The sequence below is a fragment of the Kineococcus sp. GCM10028916 genome, assembly GCF_042674865.1.
Classification (GTDB): domain Bacteria; phylum Actinomycetota; class Actinomycetes; order Actinomycetales; family Kineococcaceae; genus Kineococcus.
On record NZ_JBHTFM010000016.1, the window covers coordinates 531,390 to 548,697 of the forward strand.

The 17,308-nt window shown below is 74.4% G+C and carries 16 protein-coding genes and 1 riboswitch; of the genes, 7 read left to right on the top strand and 9 right to left on the bottom strand.

Features of this window, described 5'->3' with window-relative positions; translation table 11 throughout:
- Window position 1: 1 nt before the first annotated feature.
- The 6 genes from ACFQ46_RS16225 to ACFQ46_RS16250 all read right to left on the bottom strand — a co-directional run bounded on the left by ACFQ46_RS16225 (window position 2) and on the right by ACFQ46_RS16250 (window position 7,158).
- Window positions 2-232 carry an RNA-binding S4 domain-containing protein gene (locus ACFQ46_RS16225; protein ID WP_380260398.1) on the bottom strand — a complete coding sequence of 77 codons (231 nt, stop codon included), beginning with the start codon at window positions 230-232 and terminating at the stop codon, window positions 2-4.
- Window positions 225-560, bottom strand: a complete 336-nt coding sequence (locus tag ACFQ46_RS16230; protein WP_328295299.1) for a hypothetical protein — start codon at window positions 558-560, stop codon at window positions 225-227. Before ACFQ46_RS16230 ends, ACFQ46_RS16225 begins: the two co-directional genes overlap by 8 nt.
- Before the next feature lie 71 nt (window positions 561-631).
- Window positions 632-4,087, bottom strand: coding sequence for an ATP-binding cassette domain-containing protein (locus tag ACFQ46_RS16235; protein WP_380260399.1), 3,456 nt, complete (start codon window positions 4,085-4,087; stop codon window positions 632-634).
- Window positions 4,088-4,203: 116 nt separating this feature from the next.
- Window positions 4,204-4,698: an HNH endonuclease gene (locus ACFQ46_RS16240; RefSeq protein WP_380157485.1), complete on the bottom strand. Its 495-nt coding sequence runs from the start codon at window positions 4,696-4,698 to the stop codon at window positions 4,204-4,206.
- Window positions 4,699-5,115: 417 nt separating this feature from the next.
- Window positions 5,116-5,985, bottom strand: coding sequence for a C40 family peptidase (locus tag ACFQ46_RS16245; protein WP_380260400.1), 870 nt, complete (start codon window positions 5,983-5,985; stop codon window positions 5,116-5,118).
- Window positions 5,986-5,987: 2 nt separating this feature from the next.
- Window positions 5,988-6,187: riboswitch (cyclic di-AMP (ydaO/yuaA leader) on the bottom strand.
- Window positions 6,188-6,474: 287 nt separating this feature from the next.
- Entirely contained in the window at window positions 6,475-7,158 is a 684-nt protein-coding gene (locus ACFQ46_RS16250; protein ID WP_380260401.1) for a metal-dependent transcriptional regulator, read from the bottom strand.
- Window positions 7,159-7,309: 151 nt separating this feature from the next.
- On the opposite strand from ACFQ46_RS16250, the gene ACFQ46_RS16255 reads away from it, so the two are divergent.
- Window positions 7,310-8,692, top strand: coding sequence for a cryptochrome/photolyase family protein (locus ACFQ46_RS16255; protein ID WP_380260402.1), 1,383 nt, complete (start codon window positions 7,310-7,312; stop codon window positions 8,690-8,692).
- A gap of 38 nt (window positions 8,693-8,730) precedes the next feature.
- On the opposite strand, the gene ACFQ46_RS16260 is transcribed toward ACFQ46_RS16255, so the two are convergent.
- Window positions 8,731-10,050, bottom strand: coding sequence for an MFS transporter (locus tag ACFQ46_RS16260; RefSeq protein WP_380260403.1), 1,320 nt, complete (start codon window positions 10,048-10,050; stop codon window positions 8,731-8,733).
- 458 nt (window positions 10,051-10,508) lie between these two features.
- Here ACFQ46_RS16260 and ACFQ46_RS16265 point away from each other — a divergent pair, with 458 nt between their 5' ends.
- From ACFQ46_RS16265 to ACFQ46_RS16290, 6 genes are read left to right on the top strand one after another with little or no spacing between them, the layout of a single operon-like run.
- The gene (locus ACFQ46_RS16265; protein WP_380260404.1) at window positions 10,509-11,204 is read left to right on the top strand and encodes an NUDIX domain-containing protein; all 696 of its coding nucleotides are present in this window, start codon (window positions 10,509-10,511) and stop codon (window positions 11,202-11,204) included.
- A 48-nt stretch (window positions 11,205-11,252) separates the two neighbouring features.
- On the top strand, window positions 11,253-12,545 hold the full coding sequence (nadA, locus tag ACFQ46_RS16270; protein WP_380260405.1) for a quinolinate synthase NadA: 1,293 nt from the start codon (window positions 11,253-11,255) through the stop codon (window positions 12,543-12,545).
- Window positions 12,542-14,131 carry an L-aspartate oxidase gene (nadB, locus tag ACFQ46_RS16275; RefSeq protein ID WP_380260406.1) on the top strand — a complete coding sequence of 530 codons (1,590 nt, stop codon included), beginning with the start codon at window positions 12,542-12,544 and terminating at the stop codon, window positions 14,129-14,131. The genes nadA and nadB overlap by 4 nt, the downstream gene beginning before the upstream one ends.
- Window positions 14,128-14,991, top strand: coding sequence for a carboxylating nicotinate-nucleotide diphosphorylase (gene nadC, locus ACFQ46_RS16280; protein WP_380260407.1), 864 nt, complete (start codon window positions 14,128-14,130; stop codon window positions 14,989-14,991). The genes nadB and nadC overlap by 4 nt, the downstream gene beginning before the upstream one ends.
- Window positions 14,988-16,118 (top strand): cysteine desulfurase family protein, encoded by a 1,131-nt coding sequence (locus ACFQ46_RS16285; RefSeq protein WP_380260408.1) that lies wholly within the window; start codon window positions 14,988-14,990, stop codon window positions 16,116-16,118. The genes nadC and ACFQ46_RS16285 overlap by 4 nt, the downstream gene beginning before the upstream one ends.
- The gene (locus ACFQ46_RS16290) at window positions 16,115-16,531 is read left to right on the top strand and encodes a GNAT family N-acetyltransferase (protein ID WP_380260409.1); all 417 of its coding nucleotides are present in this window, start codon (window positions 16,115-16,117) and stop codon (window positions 16,529-16,531) included. Before ACFQ46_RS16285 ends, ACFQ46_RS16290 begins: the two co-directional genes overlap by 4 nt.
- Here the strand turns inward: ACFQ46_RS16290 and ACFQ46_RS16295 are convergent, their stop codons facing one another.
- Window positions 16,532-17,035, bottom strand: a complete 504-nt coding sequence (locus ACFQ46_RS16295; RefSeq protein WP_380260410.1) for a 2'-5' RNA ligase family protein — start codon at window positions 17,033-17,035, stop codon at window positions 16,532-16,534.
- Entirely contained in the window at window positions 17,032-17,292 is a 261-nt protein-coding gene (locus tag ACFQ46_RS16300) for a hypothetical protein (protein ID WP_380260411.1), read from the bottom strand. Before ACFQ46_RS16300 ends, ACFQ46_RS16295 begins: the two co-directional genes overlap by 4 nt.
- Window positions 17,293-17,308 lie beyond the last annotated feature (16 nt).

The following is a 17,308-nucleotide window of genomic DNA, read 5'->3' on the forward strand; positions in this document are numbered from 1 at the left end:
ATCAGTTGACGAGGACCCGCCAGGACCCCTGGCCGAGGGCGACGACGTCACCGTCGGAGAGCTGACGACCCCGGCGGTCCTCGGGCTCCTCGTTCACCGTCACCTCCCCGGCCTGGAGGACCTCACGGGCCTCCCCCCCGGAGTCGACGGCGCCGGCGAGCTTGAGGAACTGCCCGAGGCGCACGATCCCGGTCACCTCGACGTCGATCGTCTCCACCGCCACCTCACTCATCGACGGCCAGCGCGGTGAGGACACCGGCGACCCGGTCGGCCTCGGCCCGGGTGAGGCGCTCCGGCACCAGAACCTCGACCCGGGTGCCGTCGGGCAGCGGGATCGTGTGCATCAGCATCTCCCGCCCGCCGGGGACGACCACCTCGGCGTCCTCGGGGACCTCGGTCCCGGTCGTGGTCCGCGCCCCCGGGGTCGAGCCGAGGAACGCCTTCAGCCGGTCGATGCCCTGTTCCGCGAGGCGTTCGGCCCCCGGGTCCAGCCGGCCCTGCTTCAGCAGACCCCGCAGCACCGCGTCGATCGACTCGCCCTGCCTCTTGTTCTCGTCCATGCCCCCAGCGTCGCACCCGCCCGCGCCGTCCTCGTCATCCGCAGGGCGGAACCCCGGACGCCGTCCGTCGTTCAGCCGGAGAGGAAGCCCCAGTCCGGTTCGAGCTCCTTCCACGCCCCGACGGCGGCGACGCGGCCCTCGGCCAGCACCACGACCCGGTCGGCGGCGAGCAGCGCCGACCGCTTCGACGACGACCCGATGACCGTCGTCCCCCGCTCCCGCAGCGACTCCCACAGCTCGAGCTCGGTGCGGGCGTCGAGGGCGGAGGACACGTCGTCGGCGACGAGGAGCTCTGCGCCGCTCGCCAGGGCCCGGGCCAGCGCGAGGCGCTGGACCTGACCTCCGGACAGCCGCACCCCGCGGTGCCCGACGAGGGCGGCGTCCCCACCGGCCTCGCGCACGTCGAGCTCCAGCCGGGCGTCCCGCACGGCGTGCCCGGCGAGGACCCGCGCGTGGGCGTGGTCGAGGGTCACGTTCTCGGCGAAGCTGCCCGACAGCACGCGCGGCACCTGGGCCACGTAGGCGACCTGCCCGGGGCGCAGGAACGTCTGCGGGTCGCCGACGTCGCGGCCGTTCCAGCACAGCGACCCCTCGTGGTCCACCAGCCCCGCGAGCGCGGCGAGCAGGCTCGACTTCCCCGACCCGACGCGGCCGGTGAGCAGGACGAGCTCCCCCGCCTCGACCTCGAGGTCGACGTCCTCGACCCCGACCGTGCCGTCGTCGTGCACGGCGGCGAACCCCTGCACGGACACCCGCCGCAGCGCCTCCTTGGCGGGGGGTGCCGGAGCGGGGGCGGTGCCCCGCACGAGGTCGACCCCGGCCGGCAGGCGGACGACGTCCTCGGTGCCGGCAAGGTCGGTGACGGCCCGCAGCCACTCCCGGGCGACCGGCGCCTCGGTGATGACGGCGCCGGCGACGGTGCCGTAGTACGAGGCCCCGGCGACGGCGGTGGCGACGAGCAGCGCGTCGGCCAGGGACCACCGGCCGGTGAGGTGCATCAGCCAGGTCGCCACGATGCCGCACTGGACGAGGACCCCCGGCACCCCTTCGAGCAGGGCCCGCACCCGGAACTCCCGGACGGAGGCGTGGACCCGCTCGTGGTCGATGCGGGCCAGGTGACGCAGGACGTCGGGGACGGCCGCGGCGAGCTTCACCGTGCGGGCGGAGTCCACCGCGGAGCCCAGGTCGCGCCCGAAACCGGCCCGCGCGTCGCCGGCCGCCCGCCCCCGACGCCCCGAGACCCCCGCCCCGGCGACGGAGATCGCGGCGGACCCCAGCATCACGACGGCCACCACGGCACCCGCCGTGAGGTCGCGCGCGACCAGGGCGGTGACGGCGGCGACGAACACCCCGATGACGACGTCGACGCACCGGTCGACGTAGAGGACGAAGCGCTCGGAGTCCAGGCTGCGGGCGGCGACCTCGCCGGCCGGCACCCGCGCGAGGCGGTGCTGGCGGGTCTGCCCGCGCAGCACCGCCAACCGCGTCGAGAGGGTGACCGCGTTCCACCACCGCGGGTACAGGGCGATCGCGGCGCCCAGGAGGAACGGCACGGTGAGCAGGGCGAGCACGAGGGCTCCCATCGCCGGCCACGCCTGTCGCGCACCACCGCCCCGCTGCAGGGTCTGGACCACGACGCCCCACAGCCAGCCGACGACGGGCCCGTGGATGCCGACGATCGAGACACCCGCGAACAGCACGGCACCGGTCAGCCCCCAGCGCTTGAACCGGGTGGTGGCCCGTGCCACGGAGCGGACCAGCCGGGGACGCGTCGGCTCAGGAGGCTCGCGGGGCTCGCGACGGGGTCGGGTGTGCAGCACCCGGCCCTCCTGGTGCTCCTCGGCGAGTTCCTCGTGCCCACTGGCGCGCACCAGGTCCGCGAAGGCCCCGGGGGTCGCGGCGAGGTCGGACCGCGACCCCTGCTGGACGACCCGCCCGGCGTCCAGGACCGCGACGCCGTCCGCGCGGGCGGTGGTGGAGAGCCGGTGGGCGATGAGGATCCCGGTCCGGCCGGCGAGGAGGCGTTGCGCGGCGGCGGTGACCCGGTGCTCGGTGACGGGGTCCATCCGGGCGGTGGCCTCGTCGAGGACGACGACGCGCACGTCCCGCACGAGGAGGCGGGCGAAGGCGACGAGTTGCTCCTCCCCCGCGGACAGGCTGGAGCCGCCCGGCCCCAGCCGGGTCTCCAGACCGTCCGGCAGAGCGGCGACCCAGTCGCCGAGCCCGAGGGAGTCCAGCGCCGCGGCGACGCGCTCCGCGGGGACGTCCGCCTCGAGGGTGATGTTGCGCCGCAACGTGGCGGCGAGGAGTTCCGTCCGCTGGGTGACGACGCCGACGGCGCGTCGCAGGTGGTGGACGTCGAGGTCGGCGACGTCGACCCCGCCGAGGAACACCGCCCCGCGCGGGGGTTCCAGCGCCCTGGACACCAGCGCGGCGAGCGTCGACTTCCCCGACCCGCTGCGCCCGACGAGGGCGCACGTGGTGCCGGCGGGCACGGTCAGTGTGACGTCGCGCAGGGCGAAACCCCCGGCGTGGGCGAACCGCAGGCCGCGGAACTCCACGGCCGGCGTCCCGGCGGGGACGGGTACCCCGCCCACGGGTTCGGCCGGTGACTTCAGCAGCGACCGGATGCGCTGCACCGCACCGAGTCCGGCCTGGACCTCGGGCAGGCGACCGCTGATCTGGGTGAGGTCGCCGGCGAAACCCGTGCACAGCAACCAGACCGTGACGAGCTGGGCCACGCTCAGCCGACCGTCGCCGACGAGGGCCACCCCGCCGACCACGAGCGCGGAGCAGACCGAGCCCAGGACGAGCGTCGTGCGGCGGGCGACGGCGGCGGCGAGATCGTTCGTCGCCCGGACCCGGGTGAGGACGGTCGCCGCGTTCTGGGCGTAGCGGCGCACGACGTGCGCCTGGCCGAGGCTGGACCGGACGTCGTCACGGCCGGCGACGGCCTCCTCGAGCTGGGCGGCGTGGTCGGTCCAGGCGACCTCCTCGGCGACCTTGCGCTGCACCAGCCGGGGGGTCAGCCGGCGCGCCGTGGACCACACGAGCACGGCCACGACCGGGAACGCGACGAAGGCCGGCCACCACACCAGCCCGGCGACGACCCAGCCGAGCAGGGAACGGGTCAGCCCGCGACCGAGGTCCCACAGCGCCTCGCGGACCAGCTGGGCGAGCTGGCGCGGATCGTCGTCGACCCGGTCGATGACCTCGCCGACGGCCTGCTCCGCCAGCGCCGGGACGGGCTGGGCGAAGGCCGCGGCGAGGAGGTCGGCGCGCAAGCGCCCCTCGGCCCGGCCGACGGCGGTCGCGAGCGCGACCCGTCCGAGGGTGTCGGCGGCGCTGGCCCCGACCACGAGCGAGGCCAGCACCGTGAGCAGCGCAGCCGTGGGCTGCTCCGCGAGCTGGCCGGTGACGACCGTCCCCAGCACCTCGGCGAGCGCCGCGGCTACCCCGAGGACCGTCGCGAGGGTCGTCACTGCTCCCGCGAGTCGTCGCACCGTCAGTCCGGGACGACCCGTCACCGTAGCTCCCCCGTCGCGCCGCGCTCCCCGGCCGACCGGCCGGGGAGCGCTCCGACGCTAGCGAGCGGCCGCCGCCGCGACCTCCCCTTTTCGCGCCGGGGACGGCAGCAGCGAGCTCAGGCGGCGGTGGCGAGGAACTCGTCCCAGCGAGGATCGGGGGTCTCGGCACCCCGCACGGCCCAGGACGCGCCCCGCGGGGCAGCGGGTCGGAACGGCATGCTCCACCCCATCTCCTCGGGTGTGCGGTCGCCCTTGGCGTTGTTGCAGCGCACGCAGCAGGCGACCAGGTTCTCCCAGCTGTCCGGGCCGCGACGGCTGCGCGGCAGGACGTGGTCGACGGTGCTCGCGTGGCCGCGGCAGTAGGCGCAGCGCTGGTGGTCGCGTCGCAGGACGCCACGCCGGCTGACCGGGACGACCTGGCCGCGTGGGACGCGGACGTAACGCGTGAGCAGGATGACGGAGGGCCGTTCGAGGCTCATCGTCGCGCCGACGACGGGGTCGGCGTCGGCGAGGACCACCGACGCCTTCCCGGCGAGCACGAGGACGAGTGCCCTGCGGAAGGACACCACCGCCAGCGGTTCGAAGCCGGCGTTCAGCACGAGCGTGCGCACATCCACCTCCTGAGACGACGAGAGGCGCCGTCCCCGGTGGGGAGGGCGCCTCTGAGAGCGACGACGTGCACATGGTGGTGGTGGTGGTGCACGTGGTGGTGGTGCTCCGCGTGCTGTTGGAGGGCGTGGGGCACCACGGTGGCTGTGCCGCCGTGACGCCTGGTCATCGGACCTCCGTGGGTGCCGTCGTCGTTGACGGCACCCTACGTCGCGAGGGGTGGTGGAGTCAGCAACTTTCCCGTGAATCCCACCGGGCGCGCCGGAACCGGGGAGGTGGCCCGGATCGGCCGGGTCGTGAACGCGAGAACGGCGCCCGTCGCACCACCGTCGGAGGCGGGAACCTCTTCCGGTGGACGCGACGAGCGCCGTTCCTGCGTACCGAGCGACGACCACTCGCCGATCGGTGACCTGCCTCGATCAGACGGTGGCAGCGAGGCGACCGAAGGTGACGGCGTCACTCCAGATCGCGCGGAGCTGGACGGGCTTGCCGGTCCGCGGCGCGTCCCACATCATCCCGCCGCCCGCGTAGATGCCCACGTGGAAGGCACGGCCGGAACCGTTGCTGAAGAAGACGAGGTCGCCGGGGACGGCGTCGCCACGGGAGATCGTGGCCGCGGCCGACTTCTGGGCGGCGGCGGTCCGGGGGATCTCGACACCGACCTGGCGGTAGACGTAGCTGGTGTAGCCCGAGCAGTCGAAGCCGGCGGGGGTGGTGCCGCCGTAGACGTAGGGGACACCGGCGTAGTCGTCGGCCACGTCGAGGATGCGCGCACCCAGCGAGGCCTGGACCGGGGCGGGTGCAGGAGCCGGCGCGGGAGCCGGTGCGGCCACCGGAGCCGCGACGACCGGCGCGGGCTCCGGCACGATCGCGTTCTCCGCGACGCTGGAGGCCACGACCGGGACGGCGTCCGCCGTGCGGGTGGCCCGGGTGAGGACCGGGGCGGCGACGATGACGGGCGCAGCGGCCGGGGCGGCGGCGAACGTCGCGGTGCTCGACAGGGTGCTCACCGTGACGGGGGCCGACACGACGCCGGCGGCGGTGGTGCCGAAGGCGGCGGGGACGGCGGTCGCCACCGAGGCGACGCTCGAGCCGACGGCGGCCGGGGCTGCACTGGTCACGGCGCTCGCGGGGAGAGCGACGGAGACGAGCAGACCACCGGCGGCGGCGGCGACCGCACCGGTGCGGACGGCGCCGCCGGCGGTGCGGGCGACGCTGTCGGACAGGTCGGTCAGGGGGGTACGGGCACGAACGGCGGCGCGGTGGCGCGCCTGGACGCGAGTCGTCAAGGTGGTGGCCTCTCCGACGCCTGCGAGGTGAGCTGTCGGGTTCGGGAGGGAGTATCCCCCGGCCGGTTCGCACCGGCTTCACCCCAAGGACTCGGCGCGACCAGGTGGTCGTGCTCCGCCCGGGAAACGTGGTTCCCCCACCCCTGCCATGAAATGTCTCGGGGGACCTCGACGTGGTGGCAGGGCTCGGCGTCCACGTGAGGGCATCCGCGTGCGCTGTCGAGGATGCGGGTGGACCATAACCCGATCCACGGTCGAATGTCACGACCCGGTGACGAACTGGTGCCGGGGACGTGACGACGCGTCGAGCTCGATCTACGGAGAGTGACGACCGGGGACGCGGAGCGGGCAGCGGCGGGGGCCGAACGGGTGACGCCGTCCCTCACCCTCCGTCGCGGATCACCCGCGGGAGGGCCGGCAGGCGGCTGTCCGGGCTGCTGCCGGGCCCGGAACCCCGCGTCGTCGAGGGGTTCCCGGGTCGGGGCGGGGTCAGCTGAGCGCGACGAAGATGTGCGACGCCTCGGCCGACGTGAGGTCCACCACGCCGTCGCCCACCGCGACCTCGACGCCGGAGGCCGACGACTTCGCGACGACCTCGACCCCGGGGACCAGGCCGGCGGCGTGGAAGCGGGCCAGCAGCGGGACGTCGGTCTGCAGCGGTTCGCCGAGGCGCCGGACGACGACGGAGCGTCCTTCGAGCTCGGGGCTCGTCAGCGACTGCACGCCGGAGCGGAAGTCCTCGGTCGAGCACTCCTCCCCCAGCTCGTCCAGGCCGGGGATCGGGTTGCCGTAGGGCGAGGAGTGCGGGTGGTCCAGGATCGCCACGAGGCGCTTCTCGACCTCCTCGGAGACGACGTGCTCCCAGCGGCAGGCCTCCTCGTGGACGAGGCTCCACTCCAGTCCGATGACGTCGGTCAGCAGGCGCTCGGTGAGGCGGTGCTTGCGCATGACCCGCATCGCCTTCTGCTTGCCGGCGTCGGTCAGCTCCAGCCGTCGGTCGGTGCCCACGTGCAGCAACCCGTCGCGTTCCATCCGCGCCACGGTCTGGGAGACCGTCGGGCCGGAGTGGTGCAACCGCTCGGCGATGCGAGCGCGCATCGGCACGATGCCTTCCTCTTCCAGTTCGAAGACCGTCTTGAGGTACATCTCGGTGGTGTCGATGAGATCGCTCACGGTGCCCATCATCGTTCATCGCGACGGGTGGTCGCACCCTTGACCCCGGGGCCTTCGGGGCGTGTTCGCGCAGAGCGTCCGACGGGTCGGGGCCCCACGTCCACCGGGCCTCCACCGGGCGGGGCGGCGGGCGCGCGGATAGCGTCCCGGCGTGGCCGCCCGCGAACAGGACCGTGACCCGAGGACCAGCGTGCTCTGGTTCCGTCGGGACCTCCGCCTCAGCGACCACCCGGCGTTGCTCGCCGCGGCGGCGGAAGGGTCGGTGCTCCCGCTCTTCGTCATCGACCCCGCGCTCTGGAAGCCCTCCGGGGACGTCCGTCGCGCCTACCTGCTCCGCTCGCTGCGGGCGCTCGACGCGTCCCTGGACGGCAACCTCGTGGTCGAAGCGGGCGACCCGGCGCAGGTGGTGGACGACGTCGCCGCACGGGTCGGGGCCCGCCGGGTGCACGTCAGCGCCGACGCCGGCCCCTACGGCCGTCGGCGCGACGACGCGGTCGCGACGGCACTGGCGGGTCACGACCGTGAACTGGTCCGGACCGGGACGCCCTACGCCATCGGGCCCGGGACCATCCTCAACGGCTCCGGCAAGCCGTTCCAGGTCTTCACCCCGTTCTCACGCGCCTGGAACGAGCACGGCTGGCCCGCGCCCGCCGCCGATCCCGGTGACGTCGACTGGGTGCACGACGGTGCGGGGGTCGACGGCTCCCACTGGCCGGCCGAGCCGGACCTGGGCGACCTGGAACTCCCCGAGGCTGGCGAGGACGCCGCCTTCGCGCGTTGGCACGACTTCCTGGACGGCGCCCTGGCCGACTACGACGGCGAACGGAACCGCCCCGACCACGACGGCACCTCCCAGCTCTCGCACGCCCTGAAGTGGGGCGAGCTGCACCCCCGGACCCTGCTGGCCGCGTTGCGCGCGAAGCGGTCGGTGGGGGCGGAGACCTACCGGACCGAACTGTGCTGGCGGGAGTTCTACGCCGACGTGCTCTGGAACCGCCCGGAGTCCGCCCGGGAGTACTACCGACCGCAACTGGCGGCCATGAACTACGAACCCGTGGGTGAGTCGTTCACGGCCTGGGCCGAGGGGCGCACGGGGTTCCCCGTCGTCGACGCCGGGATGCGCCAGCTGCGCTCCGTCGGGTGGGTCCACAACCGGGTCCGGATGATCGTCGCGAGCTTCCTCGTCAAGGACCTCCACGTCGACTGGCGCTCCGGGGCGCGGGAGTTCATGCACTGGTTGCGCGACGGGGACCTCGCCAGCAACAACCACGGCTGGCAGTGGGTCGCGGGGTCGGGGACCGACGCCTCGCCGTTCTTCCGGATCTTCAACCCGATCACCCAGGGCCAGAAGTTCGACCCCGACGGCAGCTACGTCCGCCGCTGGGTCCCGGAGCTGGGCCACCTCGCGGGGAAGTCCGCGCACACCCCCTGGGACGCGCCCGGCGGCTACGACCACGGGTACCCCGAGCGCATCGTCGACCACGCCCACGAACGCCAGGTCGCCCTCGAGGACTACGCCCGCGTCAAGGGCTGACCGACCGGGACTCAGCGCCGGGACTCAGGGCCGGGGGCTCAGGGTCGGGGGTTCCGGGCGTCGTAGTGCAGGAAGCGCCGTTGCCAGCGGGCGAGGGAGAGCACCGCGACGACGCAGGCCGTCCCCCCGGCGAGCGCCGCGAAACCCTCACCGACGCCGGAGGCGGTCGACCCGAGGACGAGGTCCCCCAGGCGCGGTCCACCCGCGACGACGACGATGAACACCCCCTGCAACCGGCCGCGGAGCGCGTCGGGGGTGGCGACCTGCAGGATCGTGCCGCGGAAGATCGAGCTGACGGCGTCGGCGGCGCCGGAGACGGCGAGCAGCAGGACGCAGAGGACGAGTTTCACGGAGGCCCCCTGCGGGACCAGGACGAGCACCGCCCCGAACGCGGCGACCGAGACGCCGTAGACGGCGACGCAGCCGATGACGACCGCACCCTGGCGACGCACCGACCCCAGCGGCCCGGAGAACAACCCGGCCAGCACCGAACCCAGCGCGAACCCCGCACCGAGGATCCCGACCGTCCGCGCACCGCCGCCGAGCTCCGCCGCCCCCAGCGCGGGGTAGAGGACGCGGGGCATGGCGAAGACCATGGCGCAGAGGTCGGCGAGGAAGGTCATCCGGATGTTCGGGCGGGTCCCCAGGAACCGGATCCCCTCCAGCACCGATCGCAGTCCCGGCCGTTGCGACCCCCCGAGGACCTCGGGAGGCATGGCGGGCAACCCGTGCACCCCGGCCAGCGCGGCGACGAACGTGACCGCGTCCACGGTGTAGGCGGCCTGGAAGCCCCACGCCCCCACGAGGAGTCCCGCCAGCAGCGGCCCGATCGTCAGGGCGATGGCGTTCGTCATCCCGGACAGCGCGTTGGCCGCGGGCAGCACCGCCCGCGGGACGATTCCGGGGACGATCGCCGACCGGGCCGGGTTGTTGATCGCGAACGCCGCGCTCTGCAGCGCCACGAGGCCGTAGAGCAGACCGACGGAGTCCAGGTGCGCCCAGGCCTGGGCCGCGATGGCGATGGAGAGGACCCAGAGCCCGACGGAGGCGAACAGCGCCACCCGCCGGCGGTCGTGGGCGTCGACGAGGGAACCGCCGTAGAGCCCCAGCCCGACGAGGGGGACGAGGGCGAAGATCCCGACGAGTCCCACGGCGAAGGTCGAGGAGGTCAGGGAGTAGACCTGCAACCCGACGGTGACGACGGTGAGCTGGGTGCCGATGGCGGCGAGCGACTGGCCGACCCACAGCCGGCGGAACGCGGGGACCTCGCGCAGGGGCGTCGTGTCGACGAGGAACCGGCGGCGGGTCGGTGCGGGACCGGGACTCGGGGGGCCGGATCGCGCCGGCGGTGGACTCACCCGGTCAGGATAGGTCGTGGCCCGGGGCTACTTCAGCGCGGAGGACGGGGGCGTGGGAAGTCCCCGGGCGCTTCCGCCCCCACGACGGCGTTCGCCGTCACGGTGCGGGCCGGTTGGACAGACCGGCGCCCGGGGACCCGGTGACTGCCGTGATCTCGCCGCGCTGCGCGGGGCGACCAGAGCGGTCCGCGTCCGTTCACGCAGCTGCTAGCGGGCAGCCACCTCACGCGTCCCAAGAGAAACCATTCTTCGGACCACCTCCTCTCCCGTGTAGGTCAACGGTAAGACCGCTCCCGCGCCGTTGTCACGCCGAATTCCGAAGAAGTTCCCCGACCGCCGGCGCGCCGGAGCGGACCCGGGCGACGGGGCGGCTTGTGGCGTGCCGCGCCCGTGTCCTACAGTTCGACCCGGCACAGTTACTGTCAGAACCACCCTTACTGAGACCGGGGCCGCGTTCCATGAGCACCACCGAGCAGCAGGCGATCCTCGTCGCGGTGTCGACGGTGATCTTCGCGTTGCTGCCCGACCGGGAGGGGAACGTCCGGGTGCACCTGCCGCTGGTGCGCCGCACCCGCGCCCCCTTCGCCGACCAGTGGGCGCTCCCGGGCGGCTGGGTGCGCACGACGGAGAGCCTCAGCGACGCCGGACGGCGGACCCTGGCCGAGACGACGGGGCTGCGCCCGAGCTACCTGGAGCAGCTCTACACGTTCGGGCAGCCGGACCGCTCCCCCGGTCAGCGCGTCGTCTCCGTCGTCTACTCCGCCCTGGTCAGGAACCACGAGGCCGCGGCGACGGTCGAGGGCGAGAACGTCCGCTGGACCTCCGCCGACGACTGCACGGGCCTCGCCTTCGACCACGACGAGGTCGTGCAGTACGCGCTGTGGCGGTTGCGCACCAAGGTCCAGCACGCGCACGTCGCCCTGCACTTCCTGGGCGAGCAGTTCTCCCTGGCGCAGCTGCGCGAGGTCCACGAGGCGATCCTGCAGCGCCCTCTCGACCCGGCGAACTTCCGTCGCCAGGTCGAGAGCTCGGGAACCGTCGTCTCCACCGGGGAACGCCAGACGGGCGGCCGGCACCGGCCGCCGACGTTGTACCGGGCGGTGGTCCCGGACGGGGTCGCCGGCCCGCTGATGACCGCCGGTCCGCTCGCGTAGCGCTCCGGCAACGTTCACAGGAACTCCTCGAGAAACAGGCCCGTCACGATGGCGTCCGTCCCCACGCAGATCGCCCTGCTCACCCGCGCCCCCGGTGGCGCGGACAGCACCTGCGACCCCGACCTGCCCACCGCCCCGTGGCAGTTCGACGCGGTCCCCGGCCGGCCCCTGCCGTTGCCGACCTACGGCGCGGGAGCCTCCCGCCAGGACCCGGCCCCGGCCGACTCCCCGGTGCAGCAGCAGATCCCGGCCGAGTACCGGCTGCTGCCCGCCGAGGAGCTGGACCGCCGGATCCTGGCGGCGAAGGCGACCCTGGGACCGCGCGTGTCGATCCTCGGCCACGCCTACCAGCGCGACGAGATCGTCCGCTACGCCGACTTCGTCGGGGACTCCTTCCAGCTCGCGCAGCAGTCGCAGCGGCACCCGGAGGCGGAGTTCGTCGTCTTCTGCGGGGTGCACTTCATGGCCGAGACGGCCGACCTGCTGACCACCCCGGACCAGCCGGTCATCCTGCCGAACCTCGCCGCGGGGTGCTCGATGGCCGACATGGCCGACATCGACTCCGTGCAGGCCTGCTGGGAACAGCTCGAGGCGCTCTACGGCACCGAGGCCGACGCCGACGGCCGGGTGCCGGTCATCCCGGTGACCTACATGAACTCCGCGGCCGCGCTCAAGGGTTTCTGCGGCGCCCACGGCGGGATCGTCTGCACCAGTTCCAACGCCCGCGAGGTCCTGGAGTGGGCCTTCGAGCGGGGGCAGCGCGTGCTGTTCTTCCCCGACCAGCACCTGGGCCGCAACACCGCCAAGGCCATGGGCGTCGACGTCGCGCGGATGCCCGTGTGGGACCCCCGCAAACCCCACGGCGGGAACTCCGCGGAGACCCTCGAGGACGCCCGGGTCGTGCTCTGGCGCGGGTGGTGCTCGGTGCACCAGCGGTTCACCGTCGACCAGATCGCGCAGGCCCGGACGAAGAACCCCGACGTCCGCGTCGTCGTCCACCCCGAGTGCCCGATGGAGGTCGTCGACGCCGCCGACGAGGCGGGTTCCACGCAGTACATCCAGAAGGCGGTCGACGCCGCCCCGGCCGGGACCGCGTTCGCGATCGGGACCGAGGTCAACATGGTCCGTCGCCTCGCCGACACCCGGCCCGACCTGACGATCGAGTGCCTCGACCCCGTCGTCTGCCCGTGCTCGACGATGTACCGCATCCACCCGGCCTACCTCGCCTGGGTGCTGGAGTCCCTCGTCGAGGGCCGGGTCGTGAACCAGGTCAGCGTCGCCGCCGACGTCGCGGGCCACGCGCGCACGGCGGTGGAACGCATGCTGGCCGTCCACCCGTGAACCGCCGTCGCGAACTCGTGGAGGAGCTCCACGTCGACGTCCTGGTCGTCGGCGCCGGGATCGCCGGGCTCACCGCCGCCCTCGAGGCCGCCCACCACGGCAGCGTCGTGCTGGCCACGAAGACGGGGCTCGGCGACGGCAGCACGCACTACGCCCAGGGCGGGATCGCCTCGGCCGTGGGGCCGCAGGACGTCCCCGCGCACGTCGCCGACACCCTGGCCGCCGGCGCCGGGTTGTCCTCCCCCGCTGCGGTGCAGGCGTTGTGCGAGGCCGGCCCGGCCGCCGTGCGGGTCCTCGCCGAGCGCGGGGTGGAGTTCGACCGCGGCGCCTCCGGGGGCTGGGCGCTCGGTCTGGAGGCCGCGCACTCGACCTCGCGCATCCTGCACGCGGGCGGTGACCGGACCGGCGCGGCGATCTCCGCCGCGCTCGCCGCGGCCGTCCGCCGCAGCGACGTGACGATCCGCGAGCAGACCTTCCTCGCCGGGTTGCGGACCTCCGGGGGCCGCGTCGTGGGTGCCGACCTCATCTCCGGCGCGGAGGAGGACGGGGCCACCCACGTCCTGCGGGTCCACGCCGGGGCCGTCGTGCTGGCCACCGGCGGGGCGGGACAGTTGTTCAGCCACACCACGAACCCCCCGGTCGCGACGGCCGACGGCCTGGCCGCCGCGTTCCGCGCCGGTGCGGCGGTCGCGGACCTGGAGTTCTTCCAGTTCCACCCCACGGTCGCCGCCGTCGCGCACCCGTTCCTGGTGTCGGAGGCCGTGCGCGGTGAGGGCGCCGTGCTGCTCGACGCCGCCGGTGAACGGTTCACCCTCCGGGTGGACCCGCGGGCCGAACTCGCCCCGCGCGACGTCGTCGCCCGGGCCATCGCCGCCGCGATGGCCGAGCACGGCGGGAAACCCGTCGTCCTCGACGCCACCGGTGTCGCCGCGACCCTGGGGAAGCCCTTCGCGCAGCGCTTCCCCGGGATCGCGCAGTTGTGCCGGGAGTCCGGCATCGACCCCGAGACGACACCGATCCCCGTCACCCCCGCCGCGCACTACTGGATGGGCGGGATCCGCACCGACGCCGTCGGGCGCACCACGCTGCCCGGGTTGTGGGCCGCGGGCGAGGTCGCCTGTTCCGGGGTCCACGGCGCGAACCGGCTCGCGTCGAACTCCCTGCTGGAGGCGCTCGTCACCGGTGGTCAGGTCGTGCGCGACATCCGCGAGAACGGCGTCGCCGCGGCGGAGTTCCCCGAGGACGAGGTCGTCGAGGTGCCCGGGGCCGCGCTGCCCGTCGCGTCCCACGTCGGCCGCCGTGACCTGCAGTCGGCCATGTGGGAGCACGCGGGTGTCGTGCGCGACGACGCCGGTCTCGCCGTGGCGATGAAACTGCTCACCCCGCAGGAGGACCCCGTCGAGATCCTGTCCGAGGACCTCGACGTGCCCCGCCACACCCGCGAGGACGCCAACCTCGTGCTCGCCGCCCACCTGCTGGTCGCCGCGGCGACCGCGCGGGAGGAGAGCCTCGGCGCGCACTTCCGCAGCGACCACCCCACCGCACCGGGGTACGCCCGGCGCCGGTCCTTCCGGAGGATCCCGTGAACACCCCTGACTCCGTCGTCGCTCTCGCGCTGGCCGAGGACGCCCCCTGGGGCGACGTCACCAGCGAATCCCTGCTGCCGCCCGACGCGCTCGCCGACGCGCAACTGGTGGCCCGCGAACCCGGCGTCCTGGCCGGTGCGGCCTGCGCCCGCGCGGCGTTCACCCGGACCGCGGACCTCACCGGCGGTTCGCTGGAACTCCTGGAACTCGCCGAGGACGGCACCCGGTTCGGAGCCGGGGACGTGCTGGGCCGGGTCCGCGGGACCGCCCGGGGCGTCCTGCGTGCCGAACGCGTCGCCCTGAACCTGCTGCAGCACCTGTCCGGGATCGCGACCCACACCGCGACGTTCGTCGACCTCGTCGCCGGGACGAACGCCCGCGTCGTCGACACCCGCAAGACGACCCCGGGGATGCGCGCGCTCGAACGCGCGGCCGTGCGGGCCGGGGGCGGGCACAACCACCGCTGGTCGCTCTCCGACGCCGTGCTGGTCAAGGACAACCACCTCGCGGTGCTGCTCGCGCAGGGCATCGACGTCACCACCGCGCTCGAGGGCGTGAGGGCGCAGGTCCCGCACACGACGACCATCGAGGTGGAGGTCGACCGCCTCGACCAGCTCGAGGCGGTCCTCGCCGCCGACGTCGACGTCGTCATGCTGGACAACTTCTCCCTGGCCGACCTGGCCGAGGGGGTCCGCCTGGTCCGGGAGCGCTCGCGGGCCCTCGTGGAGGCCAGCGGCGGCGTGCGGGCCGACACCGTCCGCGCCATCGCCGAGACGGGGGTCGACCTGATCTCGGTGGGCGCGCTCACCCAGAACTCCCGCACCCTGGACCTGGGGCTCGACACCACGGTCAGCGCGTGATCTACCTCGACCACGCCGCGACCTCACCGCCGCGCCGGGAGGTGCTCGAGGCGGTCTGGCCGTACCTGACCCAGGTCACCGGGAACCCCTCCAGCAGCCACGAGGTCGGCCGGGCCGCGAAGGCGGGGCTGGACGCGGCGCGCCACGCCGTCGCCGAGGTCCTCGGGGCCCGTCCCGGGGAGGTCGTGTTCACCTCCGGCGGCACCGAGGCCGACAACCTGGCCATCACGGGGATCGCCACGGCGAACCCCCGGGGCCGCCACGTCGTGGTCTCCGCGATCGAGCACCCCGCCGTCCTGGAGACCGCGTCCGCCCTGCGGGAGAGCGGGTTCGAGGTCGACGTGGTGGGGGTCGACGGGGACGGTCTGCTCGACCTGACCGCGCTCGACGCCGTGCTGCGCCCCGACACGACGCTCGTGTCGGTGATGTACGCCAACAACGAGATCGGGACGGTGCAGCCGCTGGCCGAGATCGCGGCCCGCTGCCGCGCGTTCGGGGTCCCGTTCCACACCGACGCGGTGCAGGCCGCCGGGCACCTGCCGCTGGACGTCGGGGAACTCGGCGTCGACGCGTTGTCCGCGTCGGCGCACAAGTTCGGCGGGTTGCGCGGCGCGGGGTTCCTCTGGGTCCGCGGCGTCGTCCCGCTGGCGCCCGTCCTGCACGGGGGCGGGCAGGAACGTGGCCGACGCTCGGGCACCTCCGACGTCGCCTCGGCGGTGGGGACCGCCGTCGCCCTGCACGCCGCCGCGACCGCCCGGGAGGCCGAGGTCGCCCGGCTGACCTCGTTGCGGGACAGGCTGATCGATGGTGTCCTGGCCACGGTCCCGGGGGCCCGCCTCACCGGTCACCGCACCCGGCGCCTGCCCGGCCACGCCTCCTTCTGCTTCGCGGGCGTCGGCGGCGAGACCGTCCTCGCGGAGCTCGAGCAGGTCGGGATCGTCTGTTCCAGCGGGTCGGCCTGCGCCGCCGACTCCGACGACGCCTCGCACGTGCTGCTGGCCACCGGGATCGACGCCGACCTCGCCCGCACCGCCGTGCGCTTCACCCTCGGCCCGACGAGCACCGCCGACGAGATCGACGCGGTGCTGGCCGCCCTGCCCTCCGCCGTCCAGCTCGCCGGCCGGTGATCCGCGCCTTCGCGCCCGCGGACCTGCCCGGGGTCCAGGCGGTCTGGGCCGCCTGCGGTCGGGAACCCCTCCCCGCCGACGAACTCGCGGCGATCCGCGCGAACGCGCCGGAACTGCTGCTCGTCGCCGAGGTGGAGGACCGGATCGTCGGAGTCGTGGTCGGCACCACGGACGCCCGCCGCGGCTGGATCCACCGCCTCGCCGTGCTCCCCGCCCACCGCCGGCGGAGACTCGCCGCCGCCCTGGTCGCGGAGCTCGAGGGGCGTTTCGCCGGGCGCGGCCTACCTCGGGTGAACCTGCTGGTGATGCCCGAGAACGAGGCGGGACTGCGGTTCTGGGCCCGGCTCGGCTACCTCACCTGCCCCGACGTCCTGTGCACGAAACCCCTGCCGCTCCCCCACGGGAGAGCCTGATCAGGCAGCGGTGAAGCAGGACTCCCGGAGGAGTTCCCACGGGCCGCCGAGGTAGCGGTGCACCGCGAGACCCCTCACCTGCACCGTCCAGGGCACGAGGCCCCGGCCGAGTTCCTCGACGGTCGAACGGGCCACCTCGGGGGTCACGAAGTTCTGCACCGTGACGTGCGGGCAGAACCCCTGGCCGTCCTGCCGGGTCAGGCGGTCCGCGAACTCCGCGGCCAGCCCGGCCCGGACCCGGGCCAGCCCGGGTGAGTCCAGGACGAGGGCCGCGCCGCGCCCCAGCGACCGCACCCCGGTCACCTCGGCGCGGGGCGCGGCACCCGCGCACGCGCGGTCCAGGGCGGCGCACACGTCGTCGAGGGCCTCCCCCGGCAGGGCGTGGAAGAGGGTCAGGTGGGCCGCGAGCTGGTTGCGCTCCGGCGGGAACCACCGCTCACGCAACCGGTCGAAGCTCGCCTGGGTCGCGACGTCGAACGTCGCCGTGACGATGAGCGGCCTCATCCGAGGACGTTGGCCAACCCGACGACCGTCCCGAAGACTCCCGACGCCGTGCAGAGCACGGCGAGCGCCAGCGCGAGGGTCCACCAGCCGCGGTCGGGGTGTCCGGAGCGCAACGCGCGCACCCCCAGCACCACCACCACGACACCCATGACCAGTCCCAGCGGGGCGAACGCGAGCGAGACGACGAGCCCCGCGACGGAGGCGACGACGCCGCCGATCGCCCCGGTGTTGGTCGGCTCGGCCTTCTGCTGCTGCACGGGCCCACTCTGCCAC